17 protein-coding genes and 1 pseudogene are annotated in these 18,881 nt (G+C 50.9%); 8 read left to right on the top strand and 10 right to left on the bottom strand.

Annotation, left to right across the window (positions count from 1 at the left end; translation table 11 throughout):
• Positions 1 to 33: 33 nt before the first annotated feature.
• The 3 genes from L1P05_RS06825 to L1P05_RS06815 all read left to right on the top strand — a co-directional run bounded on the left by L1P05_RS06825 (position 34) and on the right by L1P05_RS06815 (position 2,665).
• The gene (locus tag L1P05_RS06825) at positions 34 to 1,209 is read left to right on the top strand and encodes a tyrosine-type recombinase/integrase (protein ID WP_012848251.1); all 1,176 of its coding nucleotides are present in this window, start codon (positions 34 to 36) and stop codon (positions 1,207 to 1,209) included.
• A gap of 275 nt (positions 1,210 to 1,484) precedes the next feature.
• Positions 1,485 to 1,772 (top strand): hypothetical protein, encoded by a 288-nt coding sequence (locus L1P05_RS06820; protein ID WP_012848250.1) that lies wholly within the window; start codon positions 1,485 to 1,487, stop codon positions 1,770 to 1,772.
• Positions 1,772 to 2,665 carry a TIR domain-containing protein gene (locus tag L1P05_RS06815; protein ID WP_012848249.1) on the top strand — a complete coding sequence of 298 codons (894 nt, stop codon included), beginning with the start codon at positions 1,772 to 1,774 and terminating at the stop codon, positions 2,663 to 2,665. The genes L1P05_RS06820 and L1P05_RS06815 overlap by 1 nt, the downstream gene beginning before the upstream one ends.
• Before the next feature lie 299 nt (positions 2,666 to 2,964).
• On the opposite strand, the gene L1P05_RS06810 is transcribed toward L1P05_RS06815, so the two are convergent.
• The 3 genes from L1P05_RS06810 to L1P05_RS06800 all read right to left on the bottom strand — a co-directional run bounded on the left by L1P05_RS06810 (position 2,965) and on the right by L1P05_RS06800 (position 6,408).
• On the bottom strand, positions 2,965 to 3,453 hold the full coding sequence (locus L1P05_RS06810) for a hypothetical protein (RefSeq protein ID WP_109963485.1): 489 nt from the start codon (positions 3,451 to 3,453) through the stop codon (positions 2,965 to 2,967).
• 729 nt (positions 3,454 to 4,182) lie between these two features.
• Positions 4,183 to 5,535 carry a hypothetical protein gene (locus tag L1P05_RS06805; protein WP_012848247.1) on the bottom strand — a complete coding sequence of 451 codons (1,353 nt, stop codon included), beginning with the start codon at positions 5,533 to 5,535 and terminating at the stop codon, positions 4,183 to 4,185.
• 405 nt (positions 5,536 to 5,940) lie between these two features.
• Positions 5,941 to 6,408, bottom strand: a complete 468-nt coding sequence (locus L1P05_RS06800) for a gamma-glutamylcyclotransferase (protein ID WP_231295887.1) — start codon at positions 6,406 to 6,408, stop codon at positions 5,941 to 5,943.
• A 208-nt stretch (positions 6,409 to 6,616) separates the two neighbouring features.
• Here L1P05_RS06800 and L1P05_RS06795 point away from each other — a divergent pair.
• A pseudogene (locus tag L1P05_RS06795) lies at positions 6,617 to 7,197 on the top strand (tyrosine-type recombinase/integrase).
• Between the two features lie 50 nt (positions 7,198 to 7,247).
• Here the strand turns inward: L1P05_RS06795 and istB are convergent.
• Together istB and istA are read right to left on the bottom strand one after the other, a co-directional pair.
• The gene (gene istB, locus L1P05_RS06790) at positions 7,248 to 8,030 is read right to left on the bottom strand and encodes an IS21-like element ISSen3 family helper ATPase IstB (protein ID WP_012846920.1); all 783 of its coding nucleotides are present in this window, start codon (positions 8,028 to 8,030) and stop codon (positions 7,248 to 7,250) included.
• Positions 8,027 to 9,049, bottom strand: coding sequence for an IS21 family transposase (gene istA / locus L1P05_RS06785; RefSeq protein WP_012846921.1), 1,023 nt, complete (start codon positions 9,047 to 9,049; stop codon positions 8,027 to 8,029). The genes istB and istA overlap by 4 nt, the downstream gene beginning before the upstream one ends.
• 210 nt (positions 9,050 to 9,259) lie before the next feature.
• On the opposite strand from istA, the gene L1P05_RS06780 reads away from it, so the two are divergent.
• The 4 genes from L1P05_RS06780 (at position 9,260) to L1P05_RS06765 (ending at position 13,716) form a co-directional block, all read left to right on the top strand.
• Positions 9,260 to 10,402 (top strand): hypothetical protein, encoded by a 1,143-nt coding sequence (locus L1P05_RS06780; RefSeq protein WP_012848244.1) that lies wholly within the window; start codon positions 9,260 to 9,262, stop codon positions 10,400 to 10,402.
• A 234-nt stretch (positions 10,403 to 10,636) separates the two neighbouring features.
• Complete coding sequence (locus L1P05_RS06775) at positions 10,637 to 11,470, top strand: PHP domain-containing protein (protein WP_041692503.1); 834 nt, start codon at positions 10,637 to 10,639, stop codon at positions 11,468 to 11,470.
• A 36-nt stretch (positions 11,471 to 11,506) separates the two neighbouring features.
• Positions 11,507 to 12,642, top strand: a protein-coding gene (locus L1P05_RS06770) for an IS3 family transposase (RefSeq protein WP_202944265.1) whose coding sequence is annotated in 2 segments (ribosomal slippage) — positions 11,507 to 11,753 and positions 11,753 to 12,642 — 1,137 coding nt in all. Because the reading frame shifts where the segments join, the coding sequence is not laid out codon by codon here.
• A gap of 495 nt (positions 12,643 to 13,137) precedes the next feature.
• Positions 13,138 to 13,716: a TetR/AcrR family transcriptional regulator gene (locus L1P05_RS06765; protein WP_012848241.1), complete on the top strand. Its 579-nt coding sequence runs from the start codon at positions 13,138 to 13,140 to the stop codon at positions 13,714 to 13,716.
• Between the two features lie 46 nt (positions 13,717 to 13,762).
• Here the strand turns inward: L1P05_RS06765 and nanQ are convergent, their stop codons facing one another.
• From nanQ to nanR, 5 genes are all read right to left on the bottom strand, one after another.
• Positions 13,763 to 14,230, bottom strand: coding sequence for an N-acetylneuraminate anomerase (gene nanQ / locus L1P05_RS06760; protein ID WP_012848240.1), 468 nt, complete (start codon positions 14,228 to 14,230; stop codon positions 13,763 to 13,765).
• Positions 14,231 to 14,232: 2 nt separating this feature from the next.
• The gene (nanK, locus tag L1P05_RS06755) at positions 14,233 to 15,102 is read right to left on the bottom strand and encodes an N-acetylmannosamine kinase (protein ID WP_012848239.1); all 870 of its coding nucleotides are present in this window, start codon (positions 15,100 to 15,102) and stop codon (positions 14,233 to 14,235) included.
• Between the two features lie 119 nt (positions 15,103 to 15,221).
• On the bottom strand, positions 15,222 to 16,712 hold the full coding sequence (locus tag L1P05_RS06750; RefSeq protein ID WP_012848238.1) for an MFS transporter: 1,491 nt from the start codon (positions 16,710 to 16,712) through the stop codon (positions 15,222 to 15,224).
• A 120-nt stretch (positions 16,713 to 16,832) separates the two neighbouring features.
• Positions 16,833 to 17,729 (bottom strand): N-acetylneuraminate lyase, encoded by an 897-nt coding sequence (nanA, locus tag L1P05_RS06745; RefSeq protein ID WP_034168370.1) that lies wholly within the window; start codon positions 17,727 to 17,729, stop codon positions 16,833 to 16,835.
• Between the two features lie 135 nt (positions 17,730 to 17,864).
• Positions 17,865 to 18,656, bottom strand: a complete 792-nt coding sequence (gene nanR, locus L1P05_RS06740) for a transcriptional regulator NanR (protein WP_034168371.1) — start codon at positions 18,654 to 18,656, stop codon at positions 17,865 to 17,867.
• Positions 18,657 to 18,881: the final 225 nt, after the last annotated feature.

Raw genomic sequence — 18,881 nt, 5'->3', positions numbered from 1 at the left:
AATAACGGTATAATAAATACACAAGGCCCCGTTATGCTCACCGATACGCAATGCCGCACTGCCAAGCCGAAAGAAAAACTCTATCGGCTCAATGATTTCAATGGTCTCTACCTCGAAGTGAAACCTAATGGCAAAAAGGCATGGCGTTATCGATTTAAACTCAACGGTAAATCCAGTATGTTTGCGCTAGGTGAGTACCCGACGGTCAAACTTGCCGAAGCCCGCGAGAAATGCGAGCAAGCGCGAAAGCAGGTCGCGGATGGAGTTAGCCCGACACAGGCTCGCCAGTTAGATAAGATCCGCAAGGTCAACGACGCATCCAACACCTTTGAGCTGATCGCTAAAGAGTGGTTGCAGATGAAAGACTGGGCCGAAATTACCAAAACGCGGCGACTGGATATGCTCGAACGAGTGGTTTTCCCTGCAATCGGTAAGCTCCCAGTCAGAGAGATCACTCCACATCACATTCTTAAAATTCTTCAGGAAACGGCTAAGCGTGGCGCTCCGACCGTTGCCGCTGAAGCCCGCCGCACCATTTCATCCGTTTTTGAACTGGCGGTGGCGACGCTCAGAGCAGATAGCGATCCTGTCTGGCCAGTGCGTAAGGCGATTCCGGCGAATAAGACACAGCACAAACAGGCATTAAACCCACAACAAATCGGGAAGCTATTAAGCTGTTTTGATAACAGTCGTGGCTCATACCAGGTTAACTATTGCATGTGGCTCATGTGGTGGACATTAGCGCGTCCTGCAGAAGCCACCGAAGCTGAATGGACAGAGTTCGATCTTGATAACGCCCTGTGGACCATTCCGGCAGCGCGGATGAAAGCCCGCAGAGAACATGTTATTCCCCTCCCCTCCCAAGCCGTCAACATGCTCAGAACGCTACAGGGATTAACCGGGCATCGACAGCACCTTTTTCCAGGCAGGGATAATCCGCTAGGTCCAATGACATCACACTCTCTGCGTCAACTACTTAAAAGCCTCGGCTGGAGCGGTACTTATAGCCCACATGCAACCAGAACCACAGGAAGTACCCGCTTAAACGAGATGGGCTATCGACCTGATGCTATTGAGGCCCAACTTGCTCATGCTGACACCAACAATGTTCGTCGCACATACAACCATGCGACTTATCTTGATGAGCGTAAAGTGATGATGCAGGAATGGGCTGATATGTTGGACAAATGGGTAGCAGGATTCGAGTAGAACTTGCTGCACTTAGTGAACCACGAGGATAGAACTCATTCCTCAGGGTCCACTTTTGTGCCAAGAGCGGAAGTTCCTAACATCATGCTGCATTCGTTTAAGGGGAGCAGATCACATCAACATAGCAGCTTTGCGCCAGAGGGGACTTCCAACTGTTCTAGAAATTTCTTATGTCGTGAATAAATTTTATCGACCACTCCAGTGTGAATAATCTTCCAGGCCGAGGTATAATCTTCAATACCTCTAAATTATCAATAAAACAGTAGGTTGCAACCATGTTAAAAATTACCGGTTTAGACAAACTACAAAAAGAGTTGAAAGTGGCCCAGTTGGCACTGAGTGGGTTGGATGGAAATTTAGGTACTGTACATTTTGACCCCCAAGATCCAGCCAGTATTGAAAATGCAATTCAAAAAATAAATCAAATAGTTGACGAACGTGTCTCTCAATACTCATCCAATTCGATTATTGGTCCATTGGCCGAGCAAATGAAGCAAGCATATCGTGAAAATTTGATCCAAAAAGCTACAGAGTTCAGAATTAAAAATAACGAGGAAAATTGATGTCAAAAGATATATTTGCAGATATTAATAATGTCGTTCTGGACTTACAGGCTTCACAGGCACAAACCTATGAACGTCCTTTAAAAAAGCTTGCTCAACTTCTAAAACATCCTGATCTTGAGCCTTACAATAAAGACTTAGTTGCAGATCTTGACTTAGAGAGTTTTCTTGAAAAGAGTGCACAATCTGCGAGTTCAATGGTCGGAAGTGCAACTCTTGACTGGCCAGAAGATCCCAGAAAAGAGCTAGGCCTAACACTACTTTTAATCTGGAAATTAGGTGCAGATCCTAGCTATGCCGTCCACTTCAGTATTAATTTTTTCTATTCTGGTAAAAAAATCATCAGCAATATCCATGCGCTCACCGGTCAGTTAATCATTCCCTTTATTCGGGACTACAAAAACTACATTCAATCGAAGGGAATTCCCCAGACCATGTTAACTCCCCCTCTATCTAAGAAAGTATTTATTGTGCATGGTCACGATGAGGGTTCCCGTGAAAAAGTGGCTCGCTTTCTGGAACGCCTTGGTCTGGAAGCAATTATATTGCATGAACAGGCTAATCGGGGACGAACTGTTATTGAGAAAGTTATTGAATACGGCAATGTGGGATTTGCGGTTGTCCTACTTACCCCGGATGATGAAGGGTGTGTAAAAGGTGGTACGCTTGAACCCAGAGCACGCCAAAATGTGCTTCTGGAGTTAGGTTTTTTTATTGGTCACCTTGGACGGGATAAAGTCTGCGCCCTTAAAAAAGGAGCAGTAGAAATACCCAGTGATTTCGCCGGTGTTGTTTGGGAACCGATGGATGATAATAATGGATGGAAGCAATCTCTTTCTCGTGAACTCGAGGCTGCTGGTCATCTAATCGACTGGAACAAAGTGATGCGTTAAAGCACCATGTAATCATCATAGGTGCTTACAGGAGGACTGGCAGTATCTGCAGTGAAGGCTATTATTCACGGTAATATCTTTGTCAGTCCCCCAGCGCCTAGGACTCGGAATGAACAATGTAACTCAGCTCAAAGGTTCGAAGCTTTGCTGGACTTGACTTTTCTAATTCGTCGCTGATTAAGCTTCAGTTTTCCATCTCCAAGAACATACCGCCCAGAATGTACCGCCAGCCAGAACTGTAATGCAATAATATGATTGTTGATCAAAAGCTTGCACAGGCTTTTGCGTAATATTCCATTCTAGGGATAAGACCCGAGCCCGGCACTGTAAAGGGAAAAATGTTTAAATTCTCCCAATCGCCAACGCCAGTAAGACTTCATTTCGGTTTTCGCATGCTCAATGGCATTACAGTTCCATAACTCTCCCCAACGTCGCACCCATTTGTCATTAAGCAACCAGTTATATATTAGGTGGGACCTTATTGAATCAAAGGGTTGCTGTTGTTGACCCCCGGCTAACGTAATGATGCATTGAAGGAACTGCATTTCGGTAATTGAAAAGAATATACCGCGCTCAGAAGCCTCCACAAGCTCCTGCCGAGGAATTTGATCTAAGTAAACAATCAGGACAGATTGGTCCAGATTTACCAACTCAATTCTTTGCTGGTAACGAATACCGTGTCCAGACGCTTCAAAATAAAGTTTAACATTCTCTACCAGAATTTCTTTTGCCCGAAAAGCTATACAGGATTTTACCGTTTCATGATCAGCAGGACTAGAAAGCCGCAACTAGTACTCCAGGTGCTCACCAAGTGGTTCCCAACGCGCTCCTAACCGAAGGCGACTAGCTTTGTACTCGTGAGATTTTTGATAGGTCTTTAGTAACCATAACCGAGTAATTTTGCCCCATATCCACTTTAAAAGGCGTCCAGCTAAACTCCAAGGCATTGATACGTTCATATATCTCTCCGTATTTTGGGCCCTATACTTTCATCTTTCCACTAAGAAAAATAAAGGTTTTACATATTTTTACTGTCCTTCACCTCTGGCCTGCTCCCCGTTGATTAATACATACGTGATGTTAGCAATACCTTTATCAGCTGTGAAAATAATTGCCAAGTTCCGCACCTCGCTCAAAGCCGACCCAATGACCACGTAGCCTGTCCGTTGCGTGCCAGAAGCGGACCTTAGGAAACTATCCGTAATCTTCAGGCCGATTTGTATGTTTATACCTTGCAGGACTACTAGGAGTTATTGAGATTTGATAGTCGGTAAATAGCCAGCGACAATACCCCCATATATTATGCAGTAAAGATAATTTATAACTACAAAATTAGGAGAAGATTCTACCTATGCCTGTATATATTTTTAGAATGGCTATTTCATATGAAATGAACGCCAAAATAATTTGGATCATGTTTTTTATGTCTACATTTTTTGAAAATTTCATTTTCAATACTGACTATTACTTTCCTCACCCATGAATTTTCGCCAACAGACATAAATTAAAAAATCTCATTACGCATCCATTTCAGCATAGAACATTCTCAAAATAAACTTTCTAAAGTGGTGGTGGGATTTAAGGAAATTGACGCCTAAGTATGGCATGTCTCCATGAATAGGATGATTTTCCAAGCCGTTATTTTTACAAAATTCATAATCTAATTTAAGAATGTCAGTATAGAGATGTCGTATTAAACCTGTAGACCTAATAGCGAAGTTTTTACAGAAAACATCCTCAAGTAGTGACCTTTGATAGAGTTCCCAATTCATAAACCCATATTCAACGTGGACGTATTTTCCATCTGTATTTCTAGTTGTGAGTTCAATTACCTGCCTACCTATACGATATAACTGAGAGTTCCATATACGATGCAAGCCACTTAGTACATCAATATTAGCCTCATATAGTTCTCCTTCACCTAGCTTACCAATTAGTTCAGATATGTGAGGAGTGTAAGCATTTGGGTCTGGAATATCATCATAGTTATCGTATTCTGTGGATAAATGCTGGACGCTCCCGACAGCATAAGGATTCATGCCAACCAGTACTAATGAATTCGTAAAAGGTAATACCTGAGATAATTCAGGCCATAACTGAGAACAATAAGCAAAACCATGAACTCCAGATTCTTCCATATACTGAGCTGCAAGGCAGGAAATGTTATCAAATTGACTAACAAATGAATGTAAAAGTTCTTCTCCTTTAGCTGCATCCCATCGCTCTGCGTCATATTCCCAGGATAATTTACAGACACTAAAATTATCTTCCCTGAATGCAATATTTGAGAAGGTCGCTAACTCTGTTTGATCAGGAATCCATAATTCAAGTTTAAGAGATGTGATATTAAGAGGATCAGAGAATGTTGGAATTAAAGCAATGATATCCCTATTGTCAAATATTAAACTTTGGAAACCAGCATCACGTGCTATTCTGGTTTCCATTGGTGATATTAAAATATACACACTGTCATTTTTCGTCATGGATGGAAATAATGTTGTCATATGGTTTGAATATGCTAACAATTCAGTGAATGCTTGCCTTTCAGTTTGTTCACTTTTTTTAAGCTCTATGACAGCAAGCCCAGTATCATCACAGAATATAGCCAAAAAATCGGCTCTAATTGTTGAGTTTGAATTTTGTTCTAAAGGAACTTCACAGCCGATAAATTCCAGTCCATAAAGCTTAGAGTGAAGATTGGATAGTTTACTATTTATTCTGTTTTTTATTAGCAGTTGTGCTGTTACATTAGAGAGATCTTCGCTGAATTCAATTATCTCAAGACCTGCAGGTTCAATAAGCAGGTCGGAGAAATTGTTCCTATTTTCCCATATGTGATTTTGTATTTCCTTTTCTGTGAATTTGATCATTTATCAACCCTTATTATTACTTATATGATTGCCATCATCTTAATGACTATAAAATCATGTGCAATTAATTTTATTTTTTTCAAGTTACGGCCTTCTGTGTTCCCTAAGGTACTGCTTCATATGTAATTATGTCTATACTATCTCAGCTAGTAAGGTTATATACAAAATTTTGCTGTCGGAAATGTGATCATGGCGATAAATCAACATAAGAGTTTATCTACATTGTACATAGTTAAAGCATGAGCAGATGTGAGTGAGAAACTAGAGCATACTGAAGGTTCTCCTGCTCACTGAGATTACACAATTTTACTGAGTGGATGGCGTTGCATCGACCCGTTGAACTCACAGGTCATAGCAGACATTATGCTTCTCTCGAACAGAATTCCCTTGCCGTGACAATTATGATTAGCTATGTATAGCACGTTGCTTCATGTCTCTTTCTTTATTGCTATCTTCGATTGACTCAATTGACGCTATTTTTTCTTCAATGTATTGTGGTGGAAGTGAGGCCTCCCTAGCACCAACTAATACGTGATTCACATACCAAGAATAGGGTTTTTGGTTATTGTCTATTTTCGTTGCCACATAGGTTACTGCCGTTACTAAAGATCCATCAGAAGCTGTAACAGTTATTTCTTTCTGATTGTAACCATATCCAAGCCCCTCTGCCTTATCTAAGGCTGGCTTTTCCTTTGGATCAATTTTGAACAAAACGCCGTAAATGATGTCGACAGCGTTTTTGGTTAAATATGCATCACATTTTCCAGAACCGTCCTTGCTAGGCTTGTGAAACCTTAAGTCGTGTCCTCCTAGCGCGAAGCATCCAAGAGCCTCTGCACTGGGGACTCTTTCTCGTAATCGAGAAGTTGACATATTAGATCCGTAAGCGAAGTAGTACATAGTTTTCCCGCAAAATTAAAAATATCTTTGGTGGATTATATATTCATACAGTTCATCCAATAAAATTGCTCTTATCTATTAATTATCAATATTTTAAGAGCTGAATGTGGCGGATACCGTCAGCTCCTAGCTCATCAGGGACAACCATACTCAAATTTCCCACATTGCAGGAGATTTGAATATGAACACGTTACCGTGGAACAAGGAGCGTATCATTGGCCAAAAAAGACCACTTCAGATATCTCGTATCTTGGGGATTCGAATCAGGCTTGAACTGGAAGGTAAAACGCGCAATTTGACTCTGTTCAATATGGCCTTGGACAGTAAGTTAAGAGGCTGTGAGCTGGTAAAACTCAAAGTATCTGATGTTGCATATGGTTGCTCTGTTTCAAGCAGAGCTACGGTGCTACAACAGAAAACAGGCAGCCCTGTCCAATTTGAGATAACCAAAGGGACAAGAGAAGCTGTTACTGCATTGATAAAGCTTGGCAATTTCACAGTAAAGACTTCTTGTTCAGATCTCGGGTCGGTACTAACCAGCACATATCAACCCGGAAATACAACCGAATTTTTCATGAGTGGGTAGCAATACTTGGTCTCGAAGATTCGCTTTACAGCACACATTCCATGAGAAGAACAAAACCTTACCTGATCTACAAGAAAACTAAGCATCTCCCGGTGATTCAACTTTTGTTAGACCATAAGAAACTGGAAAGCACAGTCCGTTATCTGGGCATTGAAGTAGATGTCAACGACGGGTAAAAAGTGATCCACTTACATCTCCACCGACGGTCTAATATTGATCCACCGTTTTACTCAGGATTAGCTTCAGCGATAACCCCGGCCTTTCGTTTCTGTTTCAGTCGATAACTCTCTCCTTTTATTTGAACAACGTGTGAGTGGTGTAAGATCCGGTCCAGCATCGCGGATGTTAGCGCCGCATCACCGGCGAACGTCTGATCCCACTGCCCGAACGGCAGGTTGGAGGTCAGGATCATCGCGCTCTTTTCATAACGTTTGGCGATGACCTGGAAGAACAGCTTGGCTTCTTCCTGGCTGAACGGCAGGTAGCCTATTTCATCGATGATGAGCAGCTTTGGTGCCATCACGCCACGGTGAAGCGTTGTTTTATAGCGCCCCTGGCGTTGTGCCGTGGACAGCTGAAGCAAGAGATCCGCCGCCGTAGTGAAGCGAACCTTGATACCCGCCCGTACCGCTTCGTAGCCCATTGCTATTGCCAGATGCGTTTTCCCCACGCCGGATGGCCCCAGCAACACGATGTTTTCGTTGCGCTCTATGAAGCTCAGTGAACGCAGCGACTGGATCTGCTTCTGCGGCGCACCGGTGGCGAAGGTAAAGTCGTATTCTTCGAACGTTTTCACTGCCGGGAAGGCCGCCATCCGGGTATACATTGCCTGTTTACGCTGATGTCGGGCCAGTTTCTCTTCGTGAAGCAGATGCTCCAGGAAGTCCATGTAACTCCATTCCTGCTCCACTGCCTGCTGTGACAGGGCTGGCGCTGCGCTGATCAGACTGTCCAGTTGCAGCTGTTCGGCAAGCACCATCAGCCGTTGATGTTGCAGTTCCACCATCATGCGGCTCCTCTGCAGAACGTGTCATAGATGGATAGCGGGTGGTGCAGTGGCTGCCTGTCGAAGGTCACCAGGCTTTCGTCTACCTGCACGTCATACTGTTTTTTCTCCGTCGGTAGAGCCAGCATGGACTGCTGCTCTTCGATCCAGCGATCGCAGGGACGGGTCTGTATTGTTTCGTGCCTGCGCTGGTTAGCGACATCGTGCAACCAGCGCAGGCCGTAGCGGTTGGCTGTTTCAACATCGACGGTGATCCCCAACGGACGCAGGCGAGTCATTAGCGGGATGTAGAAGCTGTTGCGGGTGTACTGCACCATCCGCTCCACCTTGCCTTTAGTCTGTGCTCTGAAGGGGCGGCACAGCCGTGGAGAGAAGCCCATCTCTTTGCCGAACTGCCACAGTGAAGGGTTGAACCGGTGTTGCCCGGCCCGATAAGCATCGCGCTGTAGCACTACCGTTTTCATGTTGTCGTAGAGCACTTCACGCGGTACGCCACCGAAGAAGCTGAACGCATTACGGTGGCATTCTTCCAGGGTGTCGTAGCGCATATTGTCAGTGAACTCGATATACAGCATTCTGCTGAACCCCAGAACGGCAACGAACACATGAAGTGGTGATTTGCCATTACGCATGGTGCCCCAGTCAACCTGCATCTGTCGTCCTGGCTCTGTTTCGAAGCGCACGACAGGCTCCTGTTCCTGAGGAATGGCAAGTGAACGTATGAACTCTCTCAGGATGGTCATGCCACCACGATAACCCTGCTCCGTGATCTCGCGGGCGATGACCGTTGCAGGGATTTTATAAGGATGAGCATCGGCGATGCGTTGCCGAATATAGTCCCGGTATTCATCCAGGAGTGAAGCGGTTGCGGGACGCGGCGTATATTTTGGCGGCTCAGACTGCGCACGCAGATAACGCTTTACGGTGTTACGGGAGATACCCAGTTCCCTGGCGATCGCCCGACTGCTCATACCCTGCTTATGCAGGATTTTAATTTCCATAACTGTCTCAAAAGTGACCATAAGCTCTCCCGAATCAGGAGAGCAGATTAACCCCTGGATCTAATTTCAGGCGTCGGATATGGATCACTTTCGCACCGTTGGTAACACCTGGCCCACATATGGCTGGAAACAGACGATGATGGCTGGACTATATGCACTGTCCGAGATATCCGGAGCAGTTACGCCAGCCTCCTGGGACAGTGTGAAATCAGTTACCAGGGGGAGTGCTTTATGTCCACGCTGACTGATTTCCTGCCGACACTGCCGGATATTGAGTTTCGTAAAGGGAAAGCGAGTGAAGACCCGAAAAAGCGTAGAACCAGTGCATGGCAGTTCAATCCCAGGAGGCCTGTGTGTAAGTCTGCCCGGGGTAAGTTAAATCTGGTTGACGCGGATACCGGTGAGTCTGTCAGTTTCACCACTTTACTTAAGGGGAATGGGAAAGCTCCCGGGCATGCGATAGATGTTGAGAAACGTCAGACTGACCTAAAACAAAGGGAAAAGGCGTTCTTGGGCAAGGTTACGCGGGGACACATGCACATCAACCTAGTAAAGGCATTACGTATCCGGGAGCCTGATACCTATTACCGCGCAGGAATACGCAGCCTTAACCATCTCTACAATGGCCGTATTGAGGGACAATATGTCACTTACGACCATCATTATCGTCTGACGTTTGGAGGGCGGTATTATGATCAAGCTTTCCAGAATCTGCCCAATGAGTTCAAAGCTAAATTTCGGACCGGGTTACTCAACTATGACATCGAAGCGTGCAATCTGGCCTGTCTGAACCATCTGTTCAGACAGTATGACGTCGATTATCGTGTGAAGTCATCGATATATAAAACCATGATGGAACATACCGGACTGACCCGTAAACAGTGCAAACAGATGGTCCATACCACTACCTACAGAATTGGGCGTGTGACTATTGGTGTTAATGATGGCCTTGGGGCAAAAGTGTATAAGTGGTGCGGTAACAGCAAAAAAGAGGCGCTAAAGATTTTGCGTTGGTGGAACCGTTATATTGGTCCATTGAAATCTGCGCTTGAGTCATTGCTGGAACGTGTGCATGGCACGCACCGCAAGAATTGTTCATCACCGCGGAACTATCACAGGTACGCTAATGAAGCCGGATTAATACTGGATCTGAATAGTGAGGTGTATCAGCGTGAAAAGACTCACCATCAGCAATATGCGCGGGATAAGGCACTCTTGGCGTTTATGATCTGTGGTGTGGAGCAGGCGTATATCCGTGAGGTAGTCAGTCTGAACCCTGGTCGTGTCTGCATGCTCGATCACGATGGGGTAGTGGCAACGGGCGCGCTTTCACTGCCGGACTGGCGGGGTTTCACGATGAAGGTGAAGGACTAGCTTGCTTTCTTGAATTTAACTATCTGCGATCTCTGATAAGGGCGTATTACGTTGTCAATCATAATGGGATATGCGCATTGGAGCACGATGTGCATATCCAGCAAGTGATCCACGTCCGTTTTGAACTCACAGCGAACAGCGGACGTTGGACTTTCTAACCTTACAAGGTAATCTAGTTTGCAAAGTTAGCGACCTCGCGCAGCCGCACTAATAAAAAGAACAGGAACGGTACAAATGAACTGGATTGGTTCTCGGTGGTGGAAATTCGACTTCCATAATCACACTCCGGCATCGGACGATTATGGAAAAGGCCCTAATCAGGCCCAGTATATGCAGATCACTCATAAAGATTGGCTGCTCAACTACATGCGACAAGGCATCGATTGTGTTGCTGTGACGGACCATAATTCAGGCGCCTGGATTGATCCGCTCAAGCAGGCACTCAAGGAACTGGCATCTGAGAGTCATGAGGATTATCGACCACTCTACTTATTCCCTGGCGTTGAGCTTACTGTTCAGGGGAATATCCATATTCTGGCCATTTTCGGAGAAGACAAGACAACCTCTGATATCGACTCACTGCTTGGTGCGGTCAGGTATCGCGCCACCAAAGGAAAGAGCGATGGCTGCTCTGAATGCTCGGCAGTTGAGGTGATCGACGAAATTGCTAGGTCAGGAGGGCTTGCAATACCTGCTCATGTAGATCAGGCTAGCGGACTTTTTACGGTCTGTACGGGCAACACACTAGAGCAGGTTCTTGACAATAAATGTGTTTTTGCTATGGAAGTAACGGACCTTGCTAAATCAAAACCGCAGCTTTACATTGGCAAGAATTTGAATTGGGCAGAGGTTCTTGGAACCGATTCCCATCATCCGTCCGGTACCGGAAATCAACGCTACCCGGGTAGCCATTTTACTTGGGTAAAAATGTCGGAGCCATCTTATGACGGATTACGGCTGGCGCTCATTGATGGGGCTCTTTCACTGAAGCGGTCGGACAACTTCACTGGTGACCCCAATATCCATGGACAACTCGCCATCGAAAGTGGACTGACCCCACCCCAGTAGACGATCTTGCCCTATAGTTTGAGCATAGGAGAGCGTATGGGCACACCACGATTTACACCTGAATTTAAGGAAGAAGCCGTTCGTCAAATTACCGAGCGCGGTTACTCCGTTACTGAAGTATCTGAGCGTCTGGGCGTATCGGCGCACAGCCTCTATAAATGGTTACGGGCCATCAAACCCGATAACAGCGAGCAGCATGCCCGGGATTTACTGGAAGCTAAAAGCGAGATCCTGAAACTCCGGGCGCAGCTAAAACGCACCGAAGAAGAACGGGATATCCTGAAAAAGGCCGCGCGGTACTTTGCAAGGGAGCCCGACTGAAGTACCGCTTTATCAATGAGCACCGCACTGTATGGGGTGTGATGACGATGTGTCGGGTACTGAATGTCGCCCGGGCCGGGTTCTATGCGTGGCTGCATAACCCTGTCTCGGCGCGTGATAAAGATAACCAGCGCCTGCTGATGCTTATCCGCGACTCATATTCCCTGAGCGGAGGCGTATACGGTTATCGGCGGGTTCATGGCGATCTGAACGAAATCGGGGAAACCTGCAGTAAAAACCGGGTGGGTCGGATTATGCAACTGAACCGGATTAAAGCTGTGCGCGGCTATAAAGCTCCACGTCGTATCGTTGGCAGGCCTTCAGTCGTTGCTCCTAATCGCGTGCAGCGGCAGTTCACCGTTGTCCGGGCCAACCAGGTCTGGGTCACCGATATTACTTATATCCGCACCTGGCAGGGCTGGCTGTATCTGGCGGTGGTTATCGATCTCTTCGCCCGTAATGTGGTCGGCTGGTCGATGAAACCCACTCTCTCACGCGAACTGGCGCTCGACGCGCTGATGATGGCGGTCTGGCGCCGAAAACCAGACGGCGAGGTCATCGTACATAGCGATCAAGGTAGTCAGTACGGCAGTGACGACTGGCAGCGCTTCTGCCGGGCCAATAACCTGGCACCGAGCATGAGCCGGCGTGGCAACTGCTGGGATAACGCGGTGGCCGAATCGTTCTTCAGTTCACTGAAAAAAGAACGCATCAGGAAGAGAATATACAAAACCCGGGATCTGGCCCGGGCGGATATCTTCGATTACATTGAAGTGTTCTACAACCGGGCCCGGCGCCACAGTCACCTTGGCGGCGTCAGTCCGCAGGCCTTTGAACGGGCCTCGTCGTGAGGACAGAATTTGTCTACGGTTTTGGGGGCAGTCCAAAGATATCCGCCCAGGCCAGATCTCGAGTTTTATAGCCGTGTTTTCTGATACGCTATTTTTTCAACGAACTGAAGAACGATTCGGCTACGGCATTGACGCCCAACAGTTACCACGCCGGCTCATACTGCCCTCCAGTCCGTGTGATTTCAGAAATGACTGCCACTCATGGTGAATTGTCATTCCTTCTGTAATCAGTTTGGTGGAAGTTAAAAGAGTCAACCTCCGCTTCTCGCTCATAGCGACCAGTGACCTCTCCCCCACATTAGGGCTTGGCTAAATCCAAGACCCGGGCCTTTTGACCGCCACTCCTCGCCGCACCGCCCACGGCGCCCTGCTCTCCGGCTGACGGGCGGCGCAAGCGATAGCAAACCATTAGTTTTCGCGGCCGGACATGTAATAATACGCGTCAACGCCGTGCAGAGCATGGCATTCCGTAGAGGTATGACGAACGAGGTTACCATGGCGCGTCCATCCACCGAACAACGAAAAAACATGATTATCGAGACGGTCTTGGCCCTGTTTAAGGAGAAGGGAATGGCGGCGGTATCGACGCGCGACGTCGCCGAAAAAGCGGGGCTGGCGCGCAGTCATGTCTACCACTATTTCAAGGACTGGAACGCCCTATCCATCTGTGCGGTGGAGCATTTCTTTCACCATGAGATCGCCGAACTGGAGCGTTGTCTGGCGCCCCTGACGCCCAGCGAGGCACTCAGCGTATTTATTCACGATAACCTGCCCGCCCGCCAAGACGCCTCCTGGCGTATCTACCTGGATGCCTGGAACGCCTCGCTGTGCGATCCACGGTTTGCCGCCAGCTACAGCCAAATCATCACCGCCTGGCATCGTTCCTTGGAGAACCTCCTGCTGTGCGGCGTGCAGGTGGGCGAGTTTAACATTGCCGACACCTCGCGTAGCGCGCGCCAAATCATCGCCCTGATCAATGGCTATGCCGATGAGCTAATCCTGGATCCGACCCCCGAACGCGTCGCGCTGGCGCAGCAGGAGATCATGGACGTCGTGCAGCTCCTGATCCACTAAGCGTAGCACGCTCGGTCGGACAACCGGCCGCCTACGGCGGCCCGGCTTAGGCGGTCAGCAGGCGGGCACGAACCTTGATCACCACCTTGGCGATGGCCTGCGCCTCCCCCACCCGGCAGCCCGGCTTATGCGGCTCGCCCGGCATAAAGATGGCAAACATCCCGGGATACAGCGTGACACGCTGTTCATGAGCAATCTGCTGGCATAGCTGATAATCCTCCTCCTCATGCCACGCCTCGCAGACGCGCGCCGTACCGGCCCCCCCGTAGAAAATGCGCTCCTCTCCGCGCAACAGCAGCTGAATATCGATATAGTCCGCATGCAACTCCGCCGCCTTCTCCTGCGGAGACTGCGTGGTCAGCTGCATGACATTCATAAAGATATCGTCGCCATCCAACGCATAGCGCCCCGGCGCCTTATCCGCTGGCGTCGCCGCCAAAGCTCGGGACAACGCCGACTGTAGCTGCGGGTGCAGCCCGGCCCCATTCAGCTCCTGCACATCGCCCAACATCATCGTCACTCTCCTTGCGCCAGCCATGCTGCGCCCAATAATCCCGCATCGTGGCGATAATACGCCGCGCGTAACGCCACCTGATATGGCGCCGGTTCTTCCGCTAAATACTGGGCCACCTGCTGCAAATAGCCCGCGGCCAACCCAACGCTGCCGCCGATCACCACGCACTGACAATCCGTCACCGCCTTGATATCAGCGATCAGCCGCGCCAGACAGCGCGCCGAGCGCTGGCGCAACTGACACGCCTGCACATTCCCGGCCGCCGCCTGGGCGAAGATCGCCTTGGCATCACAGCCGGCCAACGCCCCGCGTGCCGCCGCCGCGATCCCGCGTCCTGAGGCGATCGCCTCGACACAGCCCACCCGGCCACAGCCACAGCGCGGCCCCTGAGGATCGGCCAGGGTATGGCCGATGTGGCCCGCCAGCCCGCCGGGCCCCTGCACCAGATGCCCATCACGCACCATACCGCCGCCGACACCGGTGGAGACGGTAATAAACAGCATGTCGCGCACCTGCGCCGCCAAGGGCTGATATTCCGCCCAGGCCGCGGCCTGGGCATCGTTTAGCGCCAATGTCGGTAACCCCGTCAGCTCACGTAGGGTCTCGACCAGGGGGAAGCGCAGCAATCCGCCCAAATTGCTGGGGTTGATCGCCAACAGTATCCCCTGATGAATGATGCCGGTGGAGGCGATGGCGACGCGGGACGCCTGGCGCTGCAACGGCGCCACCAGCGTCTGGAGCGCGGCGCGTAGCGCATCCGGCGTCTGGCTGGCCGGTGTCGGCAGCTCTCGTCGCTCACGGATCTGTCGATCCGCCCCCACCAAGGCGCAGGCCAGCTTCGTCCCGCCGATATCGATCGCTAACGTATTCATCGTGCTACCCCGCTTAGCGCGGAGTGATGTCCAAAACCCTGTTCAAGAAATGACATACGTAATGTCCCTACTCGCCCCTAACAATGAGGCCCGGCGTGCTGCCGGGCCGATGACGCCACTTACCCTTTACTCTTCGCTACGTTGCCCTTGTAGCGACCGAAGGGAACCGCGCCGCTGAAAGGCTTGCCGTCGATAGCGTCGTGCGTGCGCAGTGCCTCAGGACGCAGCCAACGCTGTACCCGCGAGGGCATGTCGAGACCGATCAGCAGGATCACCACGAAGGTCAGGCTAAAAGAGAGGGAACACAAGGCGGTACCGAGATCCAGACGCTGGGCGATCAGCGCCCCGAGGATCGGTGCCAATGCGCCCCCGAGTGCCCCGACGTTGTAGGTAAAGCCCAGACCGGCCGCCCGTTGATCGGTATCGAAGTAACCGCCGATCAGCTTTGGCAGGATCCCTGAGATACCTTGCCCCAACATCTGCTGGAAGAACAACAGGATACCCAGTACCCAAACCTGCGTCCCGCCGATGGAAAACACCGGGATAATCAGTAATTGTGAGGCCAGCAGGCTGTAGGCATATGCCTTACGGCTACCCAGCCAGTCACCGAGAAAACCGCCGACACAGCAGCCAACCGCCGCGCCGAAGCCACTGAAGAACAGAACCTGCGCCACGATGGCCGGGCTATAGTTCAGCTCGGTTTTCAGATAGGTGGGCAACAGCGCCTGGATCGGCCAGGAGTAGAGGAAGGCAAACAGCACCACCACCATCAACATCACCCCGGTAGGCCAACGTTTGCCACTGCTCTGTACCATAAAACTGATGAAGATAGCGGCGCACAGCAGCCCCAGGATCGCCACGATGGCCGCATTCTGTAAGTCGCCAGCGAAGCAGAACCACAGCGCGATGGCGGCGACCGCCGTCATCAGCATGTTAATCAGCCGATGTTCGCCACGATAGAGGATATCCACCATAGTACGGACCGGCGCCTTACCGGCATGCTTCTCTTTCCAGTCATGAGCTTCAGGAATGTTTTTACGCAGCCAAAGGGCGAAGATGATCGGCAGGATGCCGATGAAAAACAGCGCACGCCAGCCCCAGGTGGGCACCACCAAGCTATAGACTTGGGCCGCCACCACCGCACCGACGGAGAAACCGGAGATCAGGAAGCCGCTGGCTTTGTTACGCAGCTGCCTAGGCCAGCTCTCGATGACATAGGTGGCGCTGGAGCCATATTCCCCCGCCATCCCCATGCCAATGACCAGGCGGGCGATAAACATGGTGGTGTAGCCCGGCGCCAGGCCGCAGGCTAACGTCCCGACGGAGAAGAGGATAATACTGGAGACCATCGCCAGACGACGGCCGTAGCGGTCGCCCATGGCGCCCAGCATCAGTCCACCGAACCAGCGGGAAATAAAGGCAGCGGAGATCAGGCTGGCCGCCTGTACCGTTGTCAGTCCGAATTCAGCCTGGACATCGGTCAACACCAGGGCAATTAAAACAAAGTCAAAACCATCAAGCAGGTACCCCAACCAGGCGGCGGAAAAGGCTCTCCACTGTGCCCGATTGAGATGGCGATACCACGGGATGTTCTGGGTTGTCGTACTCATGTCACTCTCCCGACGCTCTGTTTTTCATTGTTATGCGCAGGGAGGCGCGGACCGCCGGCCTGGGTTCCTAACGTTGTGTGGCCAGAACGGCGTCACGCCTCCCGCATGGAGGTTAGGCCATTAACGCGCCCGCTCGGCCATCAGTTGCTCAGCCAAGGCCTTCAGCGCCGGCAAGTAGCACGCCTCGACCGGGGTAAACGGCCTGCGGCACAGCGGGACGGAGAGGACATCCATATAGTGCAGCACCATCTTCAACCCGCGGAATACCCCGGCCTTGATCAGCAGATCGATCACCTGGTTACACTCGCTCTGCAGCGAGCGCGCCGTCGGCACGTCACCCGCTTGCAGCGCCCGGGCAATCGCCTGATAGCGCCATCCCATGATGTTATAGGTGCTACCGATGCCGCCGTCGGCCCCGGCCAGCAGGCCGCTGGCGAAGATCTCATCATAGCCGTTGTAGAGCACCAGGTCGGGATGGGCGCGGCGGATCTGTTCCATCTGATACAGATCACCGGAGGTTTGCTTCAGCGCCCCGACACCCGGCAGGGTGACCAGAGTGTTGATCTGGTCGAGCGTCAGCTTCACGCCGCTCAACGCCGGAATGTTGTACACCACCATCGGTAAGCCGTCGGCCGCCTCGATGATCGCGCGGTAGTGGTCGCAGTGTTCGGCGAAGCTAAAGGGGTAGTAGAACGGGGTGACCGCCGAGACGGCGTCAAAACCGTAGCGCCGCGCCGCCTGGGCCAACTGCTGGCTCTCCGCCGTGCTGATCGCGCCGACGTGGGCGAGCAGGGTCACCTTCCCCTGCGCCTCATCGGCGACGATCTCCAGCACCTGCTCACGCTCTTCCCGGCTCTGCATGAAGGCCTCGCCGGTGGAGCCACCGACATACAGCCCATCGATACCCTGTGCGATGTTAAACCGCACCAGACGGCGCAGACTCTCGGTATCCAGCCGCTGTTGATGGTCGAACGGTGTTAACAATGCGGGCATTACGCCCCTTAACGCTCTTGCCATGATGACCTCTGTCGATGGTGTAATATTGTCTAACTACATACCTGTATACCTGTTATACCAGGTTAAATAATCGACAGACCACGACCGCAGCACCATTGTGCGATCTAGTTCACTAAATGATCGTTAGGATCGTCACTATTCGTCGGATGACGACTGTGCGCTCAGGGTGTGCCAGCTGGCGAAGACACTGTTGAGATGCGTCTGCAACGCGCGATCGGCCTGGTCGGGGTCATGGCGGCGGATGGCGTTGAAAATTTCGATATGCTGTTGATAACTTGTATTATTATGCTCATACAGATCGGCATCGGCGACCGCAGGACGCGCCGCCAGCAGCCAATCAAGCAGGGCGACATGGATCGCCATGAAGATCGGATTACCGGGGATCCCGGCCAGTACCCGGTGGAAATCGACGTCGGAGCGGATAAATAGGGCGTTGTCATCCAGCGACTGGCTATTGAGGGCCAAGGTCTGCTCAAGCAGCGCGATCTGCGCATCCGTCGCGTGTTCGGCCGCATAGCGCACCAGGCTCGACTCGAAGAACAGGCGCAGCTGTTCGAAATGGGCGATGCCCCCCGGATGGGAGAGAAAGTCCTTGGCCATGCCGGACAGCTCACCGATGATGGTATCGGCTGAAGGGCGCGAAATGCGGGCGCGCTCGCCGTTGTTGATCTGCACCAACCCCTTGCGCTTCAGGGCCGCCAGGGCCTCACGTACCGACGGGCGGCCAACGTTGAAGAACGCCATCAGCTCACGCTCGGAGGGCAACTGCTCCCCCTCGCCAAACTCGCGGCGGCGGATCATCTGCTCCAGCTCCTCCTCGACCATCTCCGACAGCTTCTTACGCACCAGCGGACGACGGCGCAGGTTATGGCCGATAGCCGCAGGCGAGGAGAGCGTGGTGGGGTCGAAGTCGTTCATAGCGTCCATTCAAGTCAGCAGTCAGTCACGGTAAACCCGTTTATCCTAACACAGGATCGAAAACAGGGGGAAACCTCGCCACTCCCCTGGCAAGCCGTGGCTCGGCTGGCGCACGGCGACCACCTTCCGGCCCTCTCACTCCCGCCATCGCCGCCGCCGCATCGACTGACCGCCAGACGCGACGACGAGCGCCAACGCGGCCCGCTCACGCCGCAACATATTTTTACATATTGC

It is taken from the genome of Edwardsiella piscicida (assembly GCF_021733145.1).
GTDB classification, from domain to species: domain Bacteria; phylum Pseudomonadota; class Gammaproteobacteria; order Enterobacterales; family Enterobacteriaceae; genus Edwardsiella; species Edwardsiella piscicida.
The sequence above is the reverse complement of the archived record's forward strand: the minus strand, read 5'-3'. Positions and strand labels throughout refer to the sequence as shown.